14 protein-coding genes are annotated in these 18,065 nt (G+C 58.4%); 4 read left to right on the forward strand and 10 right to left on the reverse strand.

Annotated features, from left to right (window positions below; genetic code table 11):
* Positions 1-9: 9 nt before the first annotated feature.
* Entirely contained in the window at positions 10-2,373 is a 2,364-nt protein-coding gene (locus tag HCH49_RS09765) for a glycoside hydrolase family 31 protein (protein ID WP_221702608.1), read from the forward strand.
* A 91-nt stretch (positions 2,374-2,464) separates the two neighbouring features.
* Here the strand turns inward: HCH49_RS09765 and HCH49_RS09770 are convergent, their stop codons facing one another.
* Positions 2,465-4,060 (reverse strand): ABC-F family ATPase, encoded by a 1,596-nt coding sequence (locus HCH49_RS09770; protein WP_039261438.1) that lies wholly within the window; start codon positions 4,058-4,060, stop codon positions 2,465-2,467.
* Positions 4,061-4,282: 222 nt separating this feature from the next.
* On the opposite strand from HCH49_RS09770, the gene ldtB reads away from it, so the two are divergent.
* On the forward strand, positions 4,283-5,203 hold the full coding sequence (gene ldtB / locus HCH49_RS09775; protein WP_029740604.1) for a L,D-transpeptidase: 921 nt from the start codon (positions 4,283-4,285) through the stop codon (positions 5,201-5,203).
* 42 nt (positions 5,204-5,245) lie between these two features.
* On the opposite strand, the gene HCH49_RS09780 is transcribed toward ldtB, so the two are convergent.
* From HCH49_RS09780 to mntR, 9 genes are all read right to left on the reverse strand, one after another.
* Positions 5,246-5,962: a GntR family transcriptional regulator gene (locus tag HCH49_RS09780; protein WP_087822225.1), complete on the reverse strand. Its 717-nt coding sequence runs from the start codon at positions 5,960-5,962 to the stop codon at positions 5,246-5,248.
* Between the two features lie 15 nt (positions 5,963-5,977).
* Complete coding sequence (locus HCH49_RS09785) at positions 5,978-7,300, reverse strand: PTS sugar transporter subunit IIC (protein ID WP_143347347.1); 1,323 nt, start codon at positions 7,298-7,300, stop codon at positions 5,978-5,980.
* 51 nt (positions 7,301-7,351) lie between these two features.
* Complete coding sequence (locus HCH49_RS09790) at positions 7,352-8,728, reverse strand: glycoside hydrolase family 1 protein (RefSeq protein ID WP_221702609.1); 1,377 nt, start codon at positions 8,726-8,728, stop codon at positions 7,352-7,354.
* A 148-nt stretch (positions 8,729-8,876) separates the two neighbouring features.
* Positions 8,877-9,917, reverse strand: coding sequence for an aldo/keto reductase (locus tag HCH49_RS09795; protein WP_214579141.1), 1,041 nt, complete (start codon positions 9,915-9,917; stop codon positions 8,877-8,879).
* Positions 9,918-10,019: 102 nt separating this feature from the next.
* Positions 10,020-11,543, reverse strand: a complete 1,524-nt coding sequence (locus HCH49_RS09800; RefSeq protein ID WP_047648299.1) for an efflux transporter outer membrane subunit — start codon at positions 11,541-11,543, stop codon at positions 10,020-10,022.
* Entirely contained in the window at positions 11,543-13,114 is a 1,572-nt protein-coding gene (locus tag HCH49_RS09805) for a DHA2 family efflux MFS transporter permease subunit (RefSeq protein WP_167818300.1), read from the reverse strand. Before HCH49_RS09805 ends, HCH49_RS09800 begins: the two co-directional genes overlap by 1 nt.
* Positions 13,111-14,205: an HlyD family secretion protein gene (locus tag HCH49_RS09810; protein WP_032661279.1), complete on the reverse strand. Its 1,095-nt coding sequence runs from the start codon at positions 14,203-14,205 to the stop codon at positions 13,111-13,113. The genes HCH49_RS09805 and HCH49_RS09810 overlap by 4 nt, the downstream gene beginning before the upstream one ends.
* Positions 14,206-14,306: 101 nt before the next feature.
* A complete protein-coding gene (locus HCH49_RS09815; RefSeq protein WP_221702610.1) occupies positions 14,307-15,416 on the reverse strand; it encodes an anion transporter in 1,110 nt (369 codons plus the stop codon).
* Entirely contained in the window at positions 15,413-15,886 is a 474-nt protein-coding gene (gene mntR / locus HCH49_RS09820; protein ID WP_023310887.1) for a manganese-binding transcriptional regulator MntR, read from the reverse strand. Before mntR ends, HCH49_RS09815 begins: the two co-directional genes overlap by 4 nt.
* A gap of 183 nt (positions 15,887-16,069) precedes the next feature.
* Between mntR and mntS the strand changes: the two genes are divergently transcribed.
* Both mntS and HCH49_RS09830 read left to right on the forward strand, forming a co-directional pair.
* Complete coding sequence (gene mntS, locus HCH49_RS09825; RefSeq protein ID WP_014831181.1) at positions 16,070-16,198, forward strand: manganase accumulation protein MntS; 129 nt, start codon at positions 16,070-16,072, stop codon at positions 16,196-16,198.
* 283 nt (positions 16,199-16,481) lie between these two features.
* Entirely contained in the window at positions 16,482-18,065 is a 1,584-nt protein-coding gene (locus tag HCH49_RS09830) for a phosphoethanolamine transferase (protein ID WP_221702611.1), read from the forward strand.

The raw sequence follows: 18,065 nt of genomic DNA on the forward strand, positions 1-18,065 counted from the left end.
GTATTGCATATGAAAACCCTGAAAAACTGGACCCTTGATACGCAGTCGGCAAACCATCTGGAACTGCTGGTCGATAACCAGCACCGCCTGTGCCTGTATGTGCTGGAAGAGAACCTGTTCCGCGTGCTGATCAAACGCAAAGGCGAGCTGGCGCTGGACCGCACCTGGAGCATCGCGCCGGAAAAAGACGTGCCGTGGGAAGGCCGCCGTCGTGACGATATAAGCGGTTTTTCCTGCCCGGCCTGGACCCTGACGCAACAGGATGAGACGCTCACGGTGGCAACCGAACAGCTGCGCGTGACGGTCCACCAGCCGCTGTGGCTGGAGTGGCACTACCGCAATGAGGCGGGCGAGTGGCAGCCGCTGATCAACGACCGTCCAACCAGCGCCTACCTGCTGAACGCCCACGGCGACGGCGTGGCGCACTACCTCAGCCGCCGCAAGGACGAGCGTTTCTACGGCCTGGGCGAAAAAGCGGGCGATCTGCAGCGCAACGGCAAGCGCTATGAGATGCGCAACCTCGACGCAATGGGGTACAACGCGGCCAGCACCGACCCGCTCTACAAGCATATTCCGTTCACTATCGCCCGCCGCGACGACGTCAGCTACGGCCTGTTCTACGACAACCTGAGCAGCTGCTGGCTGGATCTGGGTAACGAAATCGACAACTACCACACCGCCTATCGTCGCTGGCAGGCGGAAGCGGGCGACATCGATTACTACATCTTTACCGGCACGCGCGTGCTGGACGTCACCAAAGCCTTCGTGCGCCTGACCGGGAAAACGCTGTTCGGACCGAAATGGAGCCTGGGCTACAGCGGCTCGACCATGCACTACACCGACGCGCCGGACGCCCAGAACCAGCTGATGAACTTCATCCGCCTGTGCGAAGAGCACGCCATTCCGTGCGACTCGTTCCAGCTCTCCTCCGGCTATACCTCCATCAACGGCAAGCGCTACGTCTTCAACTGGAACTATGACAAGGTGCCGCAGCCGAAGGTGATGAGTCAGGCGTTCCACGACGCGGGGCTGAAGCTTGCGGCAAACATCAAGCCGTGCCTGCTGCAGGACCATCCGCGCTATAACGAAGTGGCGGAGAGCGGCCTGTTCATTCGCGATTCAGAAACCGATGCTCCGGAACGTTCCAGCTTCTGGGATGACGAAGGATCGCACCTCGACTTTACCAACCCGCAGACGGTGCAGTGGTGGCAGAACGGCGTGACCACGCAGCTGCTGGAGATGGGCATCGACTCCACCTGGAACGACAACAACGAGTACGAAGTGTGGGACGGGGAAGCGCGCTGCTTTGGCTTCGGCAAGGAGATCGCCATCAAGCACATTCGCCCGGTGATGCCGCTGCTGATGATGCGCGCCTCGCTGGAAGCGCAGCAGCGTTTCGCGCCGGAAAAACGTCCGTACCTGATCTCCCGCTCCGGCTGCGCCGGGATGCAGCGCTACGTTCAGACCTGGAGCGGCGACAACCGCACCAGCTGGGACACCCTGCGCTATAACATCCGCATGGGGCTGGGCATGAGCCTGTCCGGTCTGTTCAACGTCGGCCATGACGTCGGCGGTTTCTCCGGCGACAAACCGGACGCCGAGCTGTTCGTGCGCTGGGTGCAGAACGGCGTGATGCACCCGCGCTTTACCATTCACTCGTGGAACGATGACCACACCGTGAACGAGCCGTGGATGTACCCGGGCGTCACGCCAGCCATTCGCGGCGCGGTTGAGCTGCGCTACCGCCTGCTGCCGTACCTCTATACCCTGCTCTGGCAGGCGCACGCCGACGACGAGCCGATGCTGCGCCCGACCTTCCTCGACCACGAACACGATGCGCAGACGTTTGAGGAGTGCGATGACTTCCTGCTGGGCCGCGACCTGCTGGTGGCCAGCGTCGTCGAAGCCGGGCAGCGCGAGCGCCGCGTCTGGCTGCCGGATAACGCCACCGGCTGGTATGATTTTTACACCCACGCGTGGTATGCGGGCGGCCAGTCAATCGTCCTCGACGCGCCGCTGGAAAAACTGCCGCTGCTGGTGCGCGCCGGTGCCGCTCTGCCGCTGAGCGAACGCATTACGCATGTGAGTGCCGAAAAAGATACGACCCGCGAGCTGAAGCTGTTCCCGGTGAAGGGCGTCGGCACGACCACCGGAATGCTGTTTGAAGACGACGGCGAAAGCTGGGGCTACCAGAACGGCAATGCGCTGTGGGTGGAGTGGGAAATGGTGTGCGACGGCGCAACCATCAACCTGAAGGTCAACGCGCGCGGGGATTATCGTCCGGCGTGGAAATCGCTTAAGGTGTCGCTGCCTGCAGGGGAAAAACGTACGCTGCTGGTGAACGGGGTCGAAGGGGGCGAGTGGGTGGTCTAGTGCGGCCTGATGCCCTCACCCTAACCCTCTCCCACGGGGAGAGGGAACAGAACGTAGGCCGGGTAAGGCGAAGCCGCCACCCGGCTTTTTTTTAGTTCTCGATACCTTTACTGCGCAGGTAATCTTCGTAATTACCGGTGAAGTCCACCACGCGCTCTGGCGTAATTTCGATCACGCGGGTCGCCAGCGAGCTGACGAACTCACGGTCGTGAGAGACGAAGATCAGGGTACCCTGATACATCTCCAGCGCCATGTTCAGGGATTCGATAGATTCCATGTCCAGGTGGTTAGTCGGTTCGTCCATCACCAGGATGTTTGGTTTTTCCATCATCAGCTTGCCGAACAGCATGCGGCCCTTCTCACCACCGGAGAGCACCTTAGCCGGCTTTTTGATGTCGTCCTGGCTGAACAGCAGACGACCCAGAATGCTGCGTACCGCCTGCTCGTCATCGCCTTCCTGCTTCCACTGGCTCATCCAGTCGAAGACGGTGAGGTCGTTTTCGAACTCATATTCATGGTCCTGCGCGTAGTAGCCAATCTGCGCGTTTTCAGACCACTTCACGGTGCCGTTGTCCGGCTGCAGTTCGCCGACCAGGGTTTTCAGCATGGTGGATTTACCCACGCCGTTGGCGCCGAGGATGGCAATCTTCTCGCCCACTTCCAGCAGCAGGTTGAATTTTTTAAACAGCGGACCGTTCTCAAAGCCTTTTTCAAGGGCTTCCACTTCCAGCGCGTTACGGAACAGTTTCTTGTCCTGCTCGAAGCGGATGAACGGGTTCTGACGGCTGGAAGCTTTGACTTCGTCCAGCTTGATTTTGTCGATCTGACGGGCACGCGAGGTCGCCTGACGCGACTTAGAGGCGTTGGCGCTAAAGCGGCTGACGAAGGACTGCAGGTCAGCAATCTGCGCTTTCTTCTTGGCGTTATCCGCCAGCAGACGTTCACGCGCCTGGGTAGCCGCCGTCATGTACTCGTCGTAGTTGCCCGGATAAACGCGCAGCTCGCCGTAGTCCAGATCCGCCATGTGCGTACAGACCATGTTCAGGAAGTGACGGTCGTGCGAAATGATGATCATGGTGCTGTCGCGATCGTTCAGCGTCTGCTCCAGCCAGCGGATGGTGTCGATGTCCAGGTTGTTCGTCGGTTCGTCGAGCAGCAGGATGTCCGGGTTAGAGAACAGCGCCTGTGCCAGCAGCACGCGCAGCTTCCAGCCTGGCGCAACTTCGCTCATCGGGCCGTAATGCTGTTCAACCGGAATGCCTACGCCCAGCAGCAGCTCGCCCGCGCGCGCTTCCGCAGAGTAGCCGTCCATCTCGCCATACTGCGTTTCCAGATCGGCCACTTTATAGCCGTCTTCTTCGCTCATTTCGGCCAGCGCGTAGATGCGATCGCGTTCCTGCTTCACTTCCCACAGTTCCCCATGCCCCATGATCACGGTGTCGAGCACGGTGAACTCTTCGAAGGCGAACTGATCCTGACGCAGCTTACCGATACGCTCGTTAGGGTCGAGCGATACGTTACCTAGCGTCGGCTCCAGGTCACCGCCGAGGATCTTCATAAAGGTGGATTTTCCGCTACCGTTGGCACCAATCAGGCCGTAACGGTTGCCGCCGCCAAATTTGACGGAAATGTTTTCGAACAGCGGCTTACTGCCAAACTGCATAGTGACGTTGCTGGTAACTAACACGGGGAGATTCCTGCGAAAAGTGTGATAAACACGGCATTATGCCACAATTCCGAATTGAGATCCCGTGTTGCGGCAATCCACTAAACTTTAACAAAATCGAAAAAAATGTGATTTCGTACACATCTGAATTCCCTGTTAGCGGGAATGCACATATAATGCGCTCCCATCACAGATTCAGACTTATCAACTCATCGCCAGAATGGCTTAGATACCTCGCACAACATGAACATGAAATTAACAACGCTTTTTGCGGCGGCGTTAGCCGTAGTAGGTTTTTGTAAGACCGCGTCTGCGGTGACGTATCCCCTGCCAACCGACGGTAGCCGTCTGGTAGGCCAGAACCAGGTTGTGACGGTACCAGAAGGTAACTCTCAGCCACTGGAGTATTTCGCTGCGCAGTACCAGCTGGGCCTGTCTAACATGCTGGAAGCGAACCCGGGCGTTGACCCGTATCTGCCGAAAGCGGGTACCGTGCTGAATATTCCACAGCAGCTGATCCTGCCGGATACCGTTCATGAAGGTATCGTGATTAACAGCGCCGAAATGCGTCTGTATTACTACCCGAAAGGCACCAACACCGTTATCGTGCTGCCAATCGGTATCGGCCAGCTGGGTAAAGACACCCCAATGAACTGGACCACCAAAGTTGAGCGTAAGAAAGCGGGCCCAACCTGGACGCCGACTGCCAAAATGCACGCGGAATATATCGCTGCGGGCGAACCGCTGCCAGCCGTTGTACCGGCAGGTCCGGATAACCCAATGGGTCTGTACGCGCTGTACATTGGCCGCCTGTACGCTATCCACGGTACCAACGCCAACTTTGGTATCGGCCTGCGCGTAAGCCACGGCTGCGTGCGCCTGCGTAACGACGACATCAAATTCCTGTTCGAAAACGTGCCGGTCGGTACGCGCGTGCAGTTCATCAACGAACCGGTGAAGGCGACCTCTGAGCCAGACGGCAGCCGCTACATCGAAGTGCACAACCCGCTGTCCACCAGCGAAGACCAGATCAACAACAACGAAATCGTCCCTGTTACGCTGAACAGCGCGGTGCAGGCGGTGACTTCTCAGCCAGACGTAGAAACGGCGATTGTTGACCAGGCCGTGCAGAACCGCTCCGGTATGCCGGTGCGTTTGAACTGATAGCGAAGCATTAAAAAAGCGGGCCTCGTTGCCCGCTTTTTTTTATCCGTTATTCACGATCACGATCCCGCCGTGGTCGTACCGATAGTGGCAGTGGGCATACTCCAGCGGCGTGCCGTCCTCCAGATAAATCACCTGCTCCACTTCCAGGACGGGATCTGTCTGCTCGCAGACCAGATGCTCCCTGTCCAGCGCGTTGGGCTTAAGCGCCCGCACCACCCGATACGACCCCATAATTTTCAGCGCCAGCGTCTCCTGCACGTACTGGAACACTGAACCTTCAAGATGGTTTTTCGTCAGGCCCGGCACCAGATTCATCGGCATCACCGTGGAATCCAGCGACATCGGTTCGCCGTTCAGCAGACGGAGGCGAACGAAGTCATAGATCGGCGCATCGGCGTTAATCATCAGCGACGCCTGCTCTTTTTCGTTCGGGAAGCGCAGCTCGAAATGCACCACCCGGCTGGTCACCGTGCCCAGATGCGCCCAGGTTTTGGTCGCACCAAAATAGTCGCTGCCGGAGAGGTCCCACTGCGAGAGCTGAAGGAAGTTTTTGCGGATGAACGTGCCCTGGCCCTGGCGGGTATAGACCAGACCTTCGACGATCAGCTGGCGCATCGCCTGCTGAATGGTCATCCGGCTGGAGTTGAACTCCGCCGCCAGCGCAAACTGGTCAGGCAGGGGTTCGTTGGCGGCGTACTGCTGGCTGATAATGCGTTTCTTAATTTCCCGCGCTATGGTGATGTACTTCGCCGCCATCGTTCTTCCTTTCAGTTAGTTTTCTATCCCGCTGTTTTTCAACGCCACTCTCTCGGCAATCTTGAGGAAAGGCAGGTAGAAGAATACACCAAATACGATGATTGCCAACTGCACCACCACCGCCCGCCAGTCCCCTGCCGTGGCCAGCCAGGCGCTGAGAATGGGCGGCGTGGTCCACGGGATCATCACCACGCAGCGCGACATTAACCCCAGCGTGGTACAGAGCCAGGCGAAGTAAATGCCGATGGCGGGCAGCAGCACAAACGGGATCATCAGCGGCAGGTTAAACACGATCGGCAGGCCGAAGATCACCGGCTCGTTGATGTTGAATAAACCGGGCGCCAGCGACAGACGCGCCACCTGCTTCGCCGACTTTTGTCGGGAGAAGATAAAGATGGCGATCAGCAGCGAGATCGTGCTGCCCGTGCCGCCCACCATGCCAAACGTCGGCACGAAGATGTTGTTGATGATATGCGGGATGGGCTGACCGTTGGCGAAGGCCAGCATGTTCTCGTTGGTGTTGATCAGCAGGAACGGCTCCAGCACCACGCTGTTAACGACTGACTGATGAATACCGAGCGTGAACAGGAAGTTACCGAAGCTGTAGATGAAAATCGTCCCCGGCAGGCTGGTGTTAATCAGCCGCAGCGGCTGCTGGATAAAGGTGGTAATAAGATGGATCAGGTCCGTGTGCAGCACGTTTGCCAGCACTGCCGCCAGCACCGCGAAAAGAGAGAGCGTGAGGATGGTCGGGATCAGCGCGGTAAAGGATTTGCTCACCGCCGGAGGCACGTTTTCCCCGAGGGAAATGTGCAGCGCCTTCAGCCGCGAAATAGCGATAAACAGTTCCGTTGAGAGCAACCCGATCAGCACCCCGGCGAAAATCCCGGTTGAGCCAATATTGGTGAACGTCAGCACCTGGGTGACGTTCACCGCAGCATCGCTGCCGACGGGCGTAATCTGCAGGCGCATCGGCATCATGATGATGAAGCTGCTGACGGCGATAACCACTGCCGAGACCGGATTGTCGAAATCTTTGTTGCGCGCCAGCGACCAGGCAATCATCGGGGCCAGCAGCAGCGCGGCGATGTTCAGCGTGCCGTTGATAATCGCCTCGCCCCATACCTTAAACTGCGCGAGCGTGTCGCCGTGAAAAATCCACGGAAATACCACGTTGTTCACCAGCACCGCCAGACCGGCGAGGATGAAAATGGGCATCACCGTGGCGAAGGCGTCGCGCAGGGAGCGCAGGTGCACCTGGTTTGCCAGGCGCGCCGAGAACTCAACAAATTTGTCGACAAAAGACTGCATGTGCGGTGTTATTTTTGTTTCAGACATAGCGGATAGTTCCCATCAATCAGTCACAAAAACGGCCCGGCAGCGTACGGCTTACATCTCGCGTCCGTTGGTATGGATAACCTGTTTTAACCACGCGTAGCTCTTCTTCGGCACGCGCTTCAGATCTTTCAGGTCGTGGTTTTCACGGTTGACATAGACCACGCCGTAGCGCTTACGCATGTCGCCCTGGGAACTGAGAATGTCGATTAACCCCCAGCCGAGGTAGCCGATGACCTCTGCCCCGTCCTCGAACATCGCCTCCTTCATGGCATTGATATGCGCCCGGTGGTAGTCGATGCGGTAGGTGTCCTCAATCGGGTTCACGCCGTCCCAGGACTCAATCACTCCGATGCCGTTTTCGATCGGGAAGACCGGCATCCGCCAGTCGTTGGCGTAGCGGGTGATGATGGTGCGAAAGCCCAGCGGATCGATCTGCCAGTTCCACTCGGTGGCCTTCAGGTACGGATTGTTTTTCTCGCCGTGCAGCAGGTAATAGTTCACCGGCGTGCCTTCCGGGATCGCATCGCTGTCCAGCGTCTTGCTGGCGTAGTAGCTGAAGGCCATATAGTCGTTTCTGGTGCGCTCCAGCAGCGCTAAATCCTCGGCGCGGTAGATATCGCCAAAGCCCTCCTGCTCCACCACCGCCATTACCGCCGGGCTGTAGCCCTGCCCTGCGAAGACGCGCAGCAGGTTCTGGTTGAGGAATTCGTCGTACTGCTGGGCGCAGAAGATATCGCGCGGTTTGCAGGTGGCCGGGTAGATCAGCTGGTGCGCCAGCATGCCGCCCATCAGCTGGCCCGGTCTGGTCTGGTGCAGATACTCGGTCAGCGCCATGTGCGCCACCATCGTATGATGCTGCAGCTCGTACAGCTCGCGCAGGGTTTTCTCACCGTGCATATAGCCGGAAATGCGGAACGCTTCAGGCATATGGAAAATGTTCTGCTCGTTGAAGGTCAGCCAGTACTTCACGCGGTCGCCATAGCAGTCGATCATCCTTTTGCCGTAGCGGATAAAGGCCTCCATCACGCGGCGGTCGTTGAAGCCGTTGTACTCCTGCGCCAGCGCCAGCGGCATATCGAAATGGTACAGGCAGACCATCGGCTCGATGCCGCGGGCGATGAGATCGTCAATAAAGCGGTCGTAAAACGCGATGCCTTCGTCGTTGAACGCGCCGTCGCCCTGCGGGCAGACGCGGCTCCATGAGATCTGAAAGCGGTAGCAGTTCATGCCCAGATCCTGCATCAGGTCGAAATCTTCCCGGTAGCGGTGGTAGGAGTCGGTCGCGACTTTCCAGTCGGATACGTTCTCCCCGGCTTCGCGAATGTCGTAAACCGACATCCCCTTCCCACCCTCGTTCCATGCGCCTTCCGTCTGCATGCTGGACACCGAGTTGCCCCATAAAAAATTGGCCGGCAGCGAATTGTTCATGCTCTCTCCCTATATGACTAGTCATTTAAAATTTCATGACTAGTCATATAGGCGAAGATGAAATGGGGATCAAAGAGGAGGATCGTTTTTTGTGAGCAATGCGGGAAAAAAAGCCCCGGTTAGCGATGCACTACCGGGGCAAGGAAGGTTATTGTTGCGCGAGCTGATTGCGGCGATATTCCCCCTGCCGCTCCAGCATCCAGCCCGGGTATTCGCGCGGCAGCGCGCTCACCGTATCAAGCTGCTTGAGTTCGTCTTCGCTCAGTCGGATCCCGGTCGCGGCGATATTGTCGTCCAGCTGTTCGACGCGTTTCGCCCCAATGATGACGCTGGTCACCGCTTTCTGATGCAGCAGCCACGCCAGCGCGATTTGCGCGACGGAGACGCCCTTGCTTTCGGCGATAGTGCGCATCACGTCCACGCAGTCGAAGGCGCGATCTTTGTTCACCGGCGGGAAGTCAAACTCCAGACGACGACCGCCGGCTTCACTCTGACCGTCGCGGCCATATTTTCCGCTCAGCAGACCGCCTGCCAGCGGGCTCCAGACCATCAGCCCGACGCCTTCGCTCTGCATCATCGGTACCAGCTCGCGCTCAAGATCGCGCCCGGCAATGGTGTAATACGCCTGCAGCGACGCGAAACGCGCCAGTCCAAGACGTTCAGAAATACCGAGCGCTTTGGCAATCTGCCACGCCGCCCAGTTCGAGACGCCGATGTAGCGCACGTGGCCGTGCTGCACCAGGTTATCCAGCGCGTAGAGCATTTCTTCAATCGGCGTTGCGGGGTCGAAGCCGTGAAGCTGGTAGAGATCGATATGATCGAGCTGCAGGCGGCGCAGGCTCTCCTTCACGCTGCTGATGATGTGATAGCGCGAGCTGCCGCGCGAGTTCACCCCTGCCGTTCCCGTTTCGCCGAACACTTTCGTGGCGACCACCACGTTCTCGCGTGGGATCTTCAGGTTTTTCAGCGCCTGCCCGGTGATCTCCTCCGAGCGTCCTTCCGAGTAAACGTCCGCGGTGTCGATAAAGTTGATCCCGGCATCCAGCGCGCGGCCCACCAGCTGCTCGGCTTCACTTTGCTGGAGCTGGCCAATCTTGCCCCACATGCCGCCCTCACCGCCGAAGGTCATGGTGCCGAGGCACAGTTCAGAAACAAACAGACCGGTGTTGCCCAGTTTTTGATAACGCATAAGTTATTCCTCGCATGTCGATTGGGTACCCGATAGTTATACCCGCCCCTCAGCCATCGCGAATGTGGTGTTCCTGTCCGTTTCTTGCCCAATCCTCTGAATTTATCCGCGCGGGGCGTCGCCAAAGACGCTGTAGTTCGGTAACTGCACCTGCTGATACGGCTCCCAGCCGCCGCCGAGGGCCTTGTAGAGCGCCACCAGATCGAGCGCGCTCTGCACCTGCGCCTGTGCGCGCTGCTGCTGGGCCTGCGCCAGCTGACGCTGGGCGTCCAGCACGTCGATAAAGCTGGCAATCCCCTGGCGGTAGCTGTCGCTTGCCAGGTCAAAGGCGTTTTGCAGGGCGTCGATCGTTTTTGCGAGACCCGCTTCACGCTGCTGGTCGGTGCGATAGCTCACCAGCGCGTTTTCGACATCGCCGAGCGCGGTCAGCACCGTCTGGCGATAGTCCAGCACCGCCGCCCCCTGCTGCGCGCGCGCCACCTTGACGCTGGAGACCAGTCGACCGCCCTGGAAGATAGGAATGGAGACCTGCGGGCCGAAGCTGTAGAAGTGGCTGCTCCAGTCGGTCAGCCAGTTGGTTTCGCTGTTGCGCAGGCCAAACTGCCCGGAGAGCGTAAAGCTCGGGAACAGCTCCGCCACCGAGACGCCAATTTGCGCCGTCGCGGCGTGGAGGTTCGCCTCCGCTTCGCGCACGTCCGGACGGCGTCGCGCCAGCGTGGACGGAATGCCGGTCTGCACGATATCCGGCAGGGCTGGCATCGGCTGCACGCTTTGCAATTCCGCATCCAGCGCCCCTGGCGGCTTGCCGAGCAGGATCGCCAGGCCGTTCATCGCCTGCCGCTCCTGCGCCTGATATTGCGGAAGCTGTGCCTCAAGGTTGCCTAACTGCGCCCGGGCATTTTCCACATCCATCTGCGGCGACAGCCCGCCCCGCTGGCGGCTTTCGGTGAGATCCAGCGTCTGCTGCGCGCTTTTAATCTGGGTGTTCAGCGTGGCGATAATGCTCTGCGCCCCGCGCAGCTGGAGCCACGCGCGCGCCACTTCGGCCTCCAGCGACACCAGCGCGTCGTTACGCTGCTCGATAGCCGCTTTCTGCTGCGCTTCGGCGGCTTCCACCTGACGACGCACCTTGCCCCACAGGTCGATTTCCCACTGGGCGTCGAAGCTGCCCTGGTAGAGGTTAATCGGCTGCGTCAGCGGCCCCAGCGCGCCCTTCAGGTTGGGATCAATACTATCCACCTGGTCATACACGCCATGAGATTTCAGCTCTCCTTCCAGGCCAAGCTGCTGGCGCGTCGCCTGCAGATTGCCGTTCACCGACGGATAAAACGCCCCGCCCGCCTGGTTAATCTGCTCTCGCGCCCCGGCGATGCGCAGCACCGTCTGCTGCAGCGTCAGGTTTCCGGCGATGGCGCGCTCAACCAGGCTGTCGAGCTGCGGCGAGCCGAAGGTCTTCCACCAGCGCGGATTGGTCGCAGCGGAAGTAGTTTGCGATTTCACCGCGCTGTCGCCCTTATCGTTCCAGTGCGTAACGGCGGGCGGCGCAGGCTGCTGGTAGTCAGGCCCGACGGCGCAGCCCGCCAGCAGCATCATTATCATCAGGGGGTGTAAACGTCTGTGTATCATCAATGTGCTCCTGCACTCCCCTCGCTCTTAACCGGCGAGAGCAACAAACAAAACGGAATCAGTAACAAGGCCACCGCGCTCAGAATGGTGAAGACGTCGATGTAGGCCAGGATGCGCGACTGCTCGATCATGGTCTGGTACATGCGTCCGGTGGCGATGCCGGTGGGGTCGCCCACCTGGGTGGTGAAGTTCTGGATCGCCCGGGCGCTTTCGCGTATCGCCTGCTGGAACTGCTCGTTAAGCGGCGAGGCGTGGTACGCAAGGTGCGCGCTGTGCGCCTGGGCGCGTTCGGTGATGGCCGCCGTCGAAAGGGATATGCCAATCGAGCCCGCTACGTTGCGGAACATGGTAAACAGCGCCGCCGCATCGGCATTCAGCCGCCTCGGTATTGAGATAAACGCAATCGTCGTGAGCGGCACAAACAGGAACCCCAACCCTATCGACTGGGCGCTGCGGAACAGCACCAGGGTTTCGAAGTCGATATCCGGCGTCAGCGTTCGCGACCAGAAGAACGACACCGCCAGACAGGTAAAGCCAAAGGCGATGATCCAGCGCGTCTGCACCACCGGCATCAGCTTCAGCACCAGCGGAATGGTTAACACAATCAGCACCGCGCCGGGCGACAGCACCAGCCCCGACCAGGTAGCGGTGTAGCCCAGGTCCTGCTGCGCCAGCTGCGGGATCACCACCGAGCTGCCGTACAGGATCATCGCCATCCCCGCCATCAGCAGGCTGGAGATGGCAAAGTTGCGGTCCTTCATGCAGTGCAGATCCACCACCGGCTTTCTGGCATACACCAGCCAGTAGATGGCGCCGATAATGCCGACAAGCGTCAACACGCCGAAGGTGCGGATAAAGTTCGAGTAGAACCAGTCCTCATCTTCTCCCCGGTCGAGCATCACCTGCAGACAGCCCAGCCCCAGCGCGATCAGGCCGATCCCCGTCCAGTCGATAGTCAGCTTCTCTTTTGATTTACTCTCCCACGGCGGATCTTCCAGCAGCTGGTAGATCGCCAGCACCGTGACAATCCCCACCGGAATGTTGATAAAGAACACCCAGCGCCAGGAATAGTTGTCGGTGATCCAGCCGCCCAGCGTCGGGCCGAGCACCGGCGCAACGATAATCGCAATGGAGGACAGACCAAAGGCCTTGCCCCTGTCCTCCGGCTTGAAGTAGTCGAGCAGCACCGACTGCTGCGTGGGCTGCAGCCCGCCGCCAAAAAAGCCCTGCATCACGCGGAACAGGATGATCTGCCACAGCTCGGTGGCAATCCCGCACAGGAACGAGCAGACGGTAAACATCACGATGCAAATCAGGAAGAACTGCTTGCGGCCAAACACCCGGCTCAGAAACGCCGAGATGGGCAGCACGATGCCGTTCGCGACCAGATAGCTGGTTAACACCCAGGTAGATTCGTCATAGCTGGACGAGAGCGAGCCTGCCACGTGGGGCAGCGCCACGTTGACGATGGTGGTGTCCAGAATTTCCATGAATACCGCCAGGGTGACGACAATCGCCACCGCCCACGGATTGCTGGCGGGTTTCCAGCTGTCGTGGCTGTGATCCGTCATTCCACCGTCACCTTCGGTGCAACCGACAGCCCCAGCGGCAGCGGTTTGTTTGGATCCAGGCCCTTATCAATCACGATTTTGACCGGCACGCGCTGCACAATTTTGACAAAGTTACCGGTGGCATTTTCTGCCGGGAAGGCGGAGAAGCGCGAGCCGCTGCCCTGCTGGATACTGTCGACGTGGCCCTCAAGCTCCATATCCGGCCACGCGTCGACGGACACGGTGACCTTATCGCCCGGCTTCATGCGCTCGAGCTGCGACTCTTTAAAGTTCGCGACCACCCACACGTTCGGGGAAACCAGCGAGAACAGCGCCGTTCCCGCCTGCACCAGCGTGCCGGGCTGTACGTTGCGTTTGGTGACGACGCCGTCGAACGGGGCGCGGACTTCGGTATAGGAGAGATTAAGGTTGGCCGTTTCCAGCTGCGCTTTAGCCTGATCGACCTGACGCTCGCGCGCTTCAACGTTGGTTTCCTGCTGGCGGATTTGCAGCTGGACCTGCTCTGCCACTTCCAGCTGCGCCTGAGCGCTGGCCAGCCCCGCCTGTGCGCTACGCAGCTGTGCGTTCGCGGAATCGATACTTTGCTGAGTGGTCGCACGCGGGTCGACGCCGCGCTGACGACGGTACTCTGCCTGCGCGTTCGCCAGATCGGCCTGCGCTTTCAGCACCTGCGCTTTGGCTTCGTCACGCTGGGCGGGATATTGCACCTTCGAGAGCGCCAGCTGTGCCTGCGCCTGATGCAGCTGCGCGATAGCCAGCCCAAGCTGGGCCTGAGCCTGATCGCGCTGCGCGGTGGTGTCACGCGGATCGATAACCACCAGCAGATCGCCCTTTTTCACGCGCTGGTTATCGCGCACGCGCAGCTCGGTAACGTAGCCCGCCGTTTTGGGGGCAATCGTCACCACGTCGCCGTCGGTAAAGGCGTCGTCGGTCGTCTCTTCGTTACGGGTTAAAAACCACCAGACCAGCGCCACGACGACCATCACCACCACGACAATGCCGAGGATAATTAACGGTTTCTTGCCCGGGCGCTTACGCTCATTATTGTTTTTGTCCTGCTCGTCAGCAGGCGGGTTTTGATCTTCAGCCATAGTTCAGCAACGGTCCTGTCAGTGAGCGGCATCACACTATGCCGTTCACTAAAGCTAGGACGTTGCTATACGTTTGCCAGGAAAAACTGACAAATTGCGCACTATATGAGAAGGAATATTCCGAAACCGATCGCCGCGGCCCAAACCAGCATCGGAATCGACCAGACGTGGAAACGCCACCAGATACGACGGTCGTTGGCCATACGCAGGGCAATCAGGTTTGCCAGCGAGCCGGGCAGCAGCCCAAACCCGCCGATGTTCACCGCCCAGGCCAGGAGCGTATCGGGCGGAACATAGTTGAGCAGCAGAATGGTGGACGGTACGTTGCTGATAAACTGCGACAGGCCAATCGCCGCCAGCCACAGTCCCGGCTGAGACAGCGTGCTGACGCTGTGCAGAACGTTTTGCAGCACCGGAAGCTGGATAAGGAGATGCACATCAATAAACATCGCCATAAAGACCAGCAGCAGCGTCCAGTCCACGCTCACCAGCACGCGACGCGCCAGGACGACAAAGCCTGCGGCAACGAGCAGGACGCCCGCCAGCTCATACTTCAGCTCCAGCGCGAACAGAAAGACGATGTATAACCCGAGACAGCTCCACACCAGGCGCGGCTGCCACTGCGGGCCGGTTGTGCCGCTGTGATACTGCAGCTTTTTATCCGGAAACGCGAACCAGCACACCGCCATCAGCGACAGCATCATCACCAGCGCCAGAGGGGCCATCTGCCAGGTAAAGGCGGCGAACGACAGCCCGGACCGTCCCCACAGAAGGATATTTTGCGGGTTGCCGATTGGCGTCAGAAGCGAGCCCGCATTGACGGCCAGCGCTTCAAAGATGATCAGCCGGCTGACGGGGATCTCGCACAGCTTACGCAGCGTGAGCGTGAGGGGTACGATGATAAACAGCGCCACATCGTTGGTCAGAAACGTCGACAGCACCGCGGCGGAGAACACCATAAACAGGGACAGCCTGCGCTCGGTGACAAAGCGGCGCACCATTTTACGGCCCAGAACGTCAAAATAGCCGCTCAGCTCGACCCCTTTGGTGAGCATCATCAAGCCGCTCAGGGTAATGATGGTGCGCCAGTCAATTGCGGCGGGCCAGGCGTGTGGCGCAAAAGGCACAAAGAGGCTTAACGCTGCGCCAATGATTAATAAGAGATGGAAGAAACGATCGCGTGCCAGGGCCTGCAGTCCGGGGATTTTCATTCAGCGGAGGGACCATATTTAAGGGTAAATTCGCGAAACTTCACCAGCGTCTCTTCACTGACGTGGTGTTCCATGCCTTCCGCATCCCGGCGGGCGATTTCCGGGCTGACGCCCAGCACCAGCAAAAAATTCTCGACAAGCTGATGGCGCTCGCGGCTCTCCTGCGCGAGTTTCTCCCCTTCCGGCGTCAGAAAAACACCGCGCCAGGGGATCATTTCAATTAAGCCCACGGAGGCCAGACGTTTTAACATTTTAGCGACAGTTGGCTGTGAAACCCCCAGCCTGGCGGCCATATCGACCTGGCGCGCTTCACCAACCTCACGAATCAGATCGGAAATGAGTTCAACATAATCATCAATCAGTTCACGCCGGTGCGCTTCACGGACCTGGCGAAAACCTTCGACATGTTCTTCAACATTCACCAGTTGCGTCGTTTTCCTCATTGTCGGATGACCTGCGCGACGGTTCATTGTACTTCCTCAGTGGGGTGACGCTTCCAGCGCCCGGATTCGAGAGCGCACATTGTAAACCATAGCTCCGCAAGCACAAAAAATTAACGAAATAGCCATAGCTATACAATATAGCCTGTGCTATATCTGTATGTAATGCAGTCACCCTTCACGGATCGAAGGGATCAAAACTCAGGAGGTCTTATGAACGAATTCAAGAGGTGCATGACCGTGTTTACCCACTCTCCCTTTAAAGTGCGCTTAATGCTGTTGAACATGCTGTGCGATATGTTTAACAACAAACCGCATCAGGACGACAAACCTTCCCACTAAGCGGCGTTGCGGTACGCCGCTTCATTTTCCCGTCACAATCTCGCTGTAAACTGGCTCCCAGCCGCCTTATTCCCGATCTTTTTTACGGATTTGCAGTCCCCTTCGCAAAACATCTGCTTAGCAACTGTTGATATTATTTAGCGCTCGCACTATCTTCTTGCAGCCCTGCACAATTTGCGGCTCGCTGAAGCGGACCCTCATTCCCTCTCCACGCACTGTCAGGCAGGTTATGACCCTTGACGCCAGGGTGAGCACATGGCGTTTTCATCCATGATAGTGACCTATGAATGTAACCCTGATAGATACCGTTGTGACCCGCAGCCGGGCCTTAAGCCCGTGGACGGGTTTTTACTTTTTGCAGTCATTACTGATTAACTTTGCGCTGGGTTATCCCTTTAGTTTGCTCTACGCGGTGGCTTTCACCTGCGTTTTGCATGTGCTGTGGCGAACCGCACCGCGCGTGCAAAAAGCGTTAATCGGGATCTGCTCGCTGGTCGCTGCACTCTATTTCCCGTTTGGTCAGGCTTACGGCGCGCCAAACTTTAATACCCTGCTGGCGCTGCACTCGACCAATATGGAAGAGTCAACGGAGATCCTGACGATCTTCCCGTGGTACAGCTACGTGGTCGGGATCTTTATCTTCGCGTTGGGCGTTATCGCCATCCGCCGTCAGCCGGGCGAGAAAAAATCCTGGGGTAAGATCGAAATACTCTGTCTGGTGTTCAGCGTTGCCGTGGCCTTTGTCGCCCCCATCCAGAATATTCCCTGGGACGGTAAGCTAAGGCTCATAAATATCGGCTATCCGGTTTTCCGCTTCGTGAAAGACGTCGTTGTCAATAATAAAGAGGTTCTCGACGAACAGGCGCGCATGGCTGAGCTTTCCAATATGAAAGACACCTGGAACGTGCTGGCCGTTAAGCCGAAGTATCACACCTATGTGGTGGTGATTGGGGAAAGTGCCCGTCGCGATGCAATGGGAGCCTTCGGCGGACACTGGGATAACACACCGTTTGCCAGTTCGGTTAAAGGCACGCTGTTTACCGATTATGTCGCGGCCAGCGGCTCGACGCAGAAATCGCTCGGCCTGACCCTAAACCGTGTCGTCGACGGCAAACCCCAGTATCAGGATAATTTTGTCACCCTGGCAAACCGCGCGGGTTATCAGACCTGGTGGTTCTCCAATCAGGGGCAAATTGGCGAATACGATACGGCCATCGCCAGTATCGCCAAACGTGCCGACGAAGTGCAGTTCCTGAAGAACGGCGACTTTGAAGCCGACAAAAATACCAAAGACGAAGCTCTGTTGAAAATGACGGCACAGGTCTTCGCCACTCCGCGCACCCAGCCTCAGCTGATCGTCCTGCACCTGATGGGATCGCACCCGCAGGCCTGCGATCGGACCGGCGGGAAATACGCTGAGTTCGTCCAGTCTAAAGAGACCTCTTGCTATCTCTACACCATGACGCAAACCGATGAGCTGCTGAGCAAGCTGTACGATCAGCTACGCAATACGGGCGACAGCTTCTCCATGGTCTATTTCTCGGATCACGGACTGGCGTTTAAAGAGCGTGGTAAAGAGGTGCAGTACCTGGCGCACGATGACAAGTTCCAGCAGAACTTCCAGGTGCCGTTTATGGTGCTGTCGAGCGACGATAAAACGCATCGCGTGATTAAAGCGCGCCGTTCGGCAAATGATTTCCTGCAGTTCTTCTCGCAGTGGACGGGGATTACAGCCGAGCAGATAAAAACGGCTTACCCGTTTGTCTCTAACAAGAAAGCTCCCCCAGTGTACGTTACCAACTTCAAGTTACAGAAAGTTGACTACAACCATCTGGGTACGGATATTTTCGATATTAAGAGTAAGTAG

The organism is Enterobacter sp. Y17 (assembly GCF_019730495.1).
Taxonomy (GTDB): domain Bacteria; phylum Pseudomonadota; class Gammaproteobacteria; order Enterobacterales; family Enterobacteriaceae; genus Enterobacter; species Enterobacter asburiae_B.

What these genes read in the sequence shown, in the direction of transcription:
- HCH49_RS09765 (WP_221702608.1), top strand. Translation starts at nt 10, where the DNA reads ATGAAAACCCTGAAAAACTGGACCCTTGATACGCAGTCGGCAAACCAT.
- ldtB (WP_029740604.1), top strand. Translation starts at nt 4,283, where the DNA reads ATGAACATGAAATTAACAACGCTTTTTGCGGCGGCGTTAGCCGTAGTA.
- HCH49_RS09780 (WP_087822225.1), bottom strand. Translation starts at nt 5,962, where the DNA reads ATGGCGGCGAAGTACATCACCATAGCGCGGGAAATTAAGAAACGCATT.
- HCH49_RS09785 (WP_143347347.1), bottom strand. Translation starts at nt 7,300, where the DNA reads ATGTCTGAAACAAAAATAACACCGCACATGCAGTCTTTTGTCGACAAA.
- HCH49_RS09790 (WP_221702609.1), bottom strand. Translation starts at nt 8,728, where the DNA reads ATGAACAATTCGCTGCCGGCCAATTTTTTATGGGGCAACTCGGTGTCC.
- HCH49_RS09795 (WP_214579141.1), bottom strand. Translation starts at nt 9,917, where the DNA reads ATGCGTTATCAAAAACTGGGCAACACCGGTCTGTTTGTTTCTGAACTG.
- HCH49_RS09800 (WP_047648299.1), bottom strand. Translation starts at nt 11,543, where the DNA reads ATGATACACAGACGTTTACACCCCCTGATGATAATGATGCTGCTGGCG.
- HCH49_RS09805 (WP_167818300.1), bottom strand. Translation starts at nt 13,114, where the DNA reads ATGACGGATCACAGCCACGACAGCTGGAAACCCGCCAGCAATCCGTGG.
- HCH49_RS09810 (WP_032661279.1), bottom strand. Translation starts at nt 14,205, where the DNA reads ATGGCTGAAGATCAAAACCCGCCTGCTGACGAGCAGGACAAAAACAAT.
- HCH49_RS09815 (WP_221702610.1), bottom strand. Translation starts at nt 15,416, where the DNA reads ATGAAAATCCCCGGACTGCAGGCCCTGGCACGCGATCGTTTCTTCCAT.
- mntR (WP_023310887.1), bottom strand. Translation starts at nt 15,886, where the DNA reads ATGAACCGTCGCGCAGGTCATCCGACAATGAGGAAAACGACGCAACTG.
- mntS (WP_014831181.1), top strand. Translation starts at nt 16,070, where the DNA reads ATGAACGAATTCAAGAGGTGCATGACCGTGTTTACCCACTCTCCCTTT.
- HCH49_RS09830 (WP_221702611.1), top strand. Translation starts at nt 16,482, where the DNA reads ATGAATGTAACCCTGATAGATACCGTTGTGACCCGCAGCCGGGCCTTA.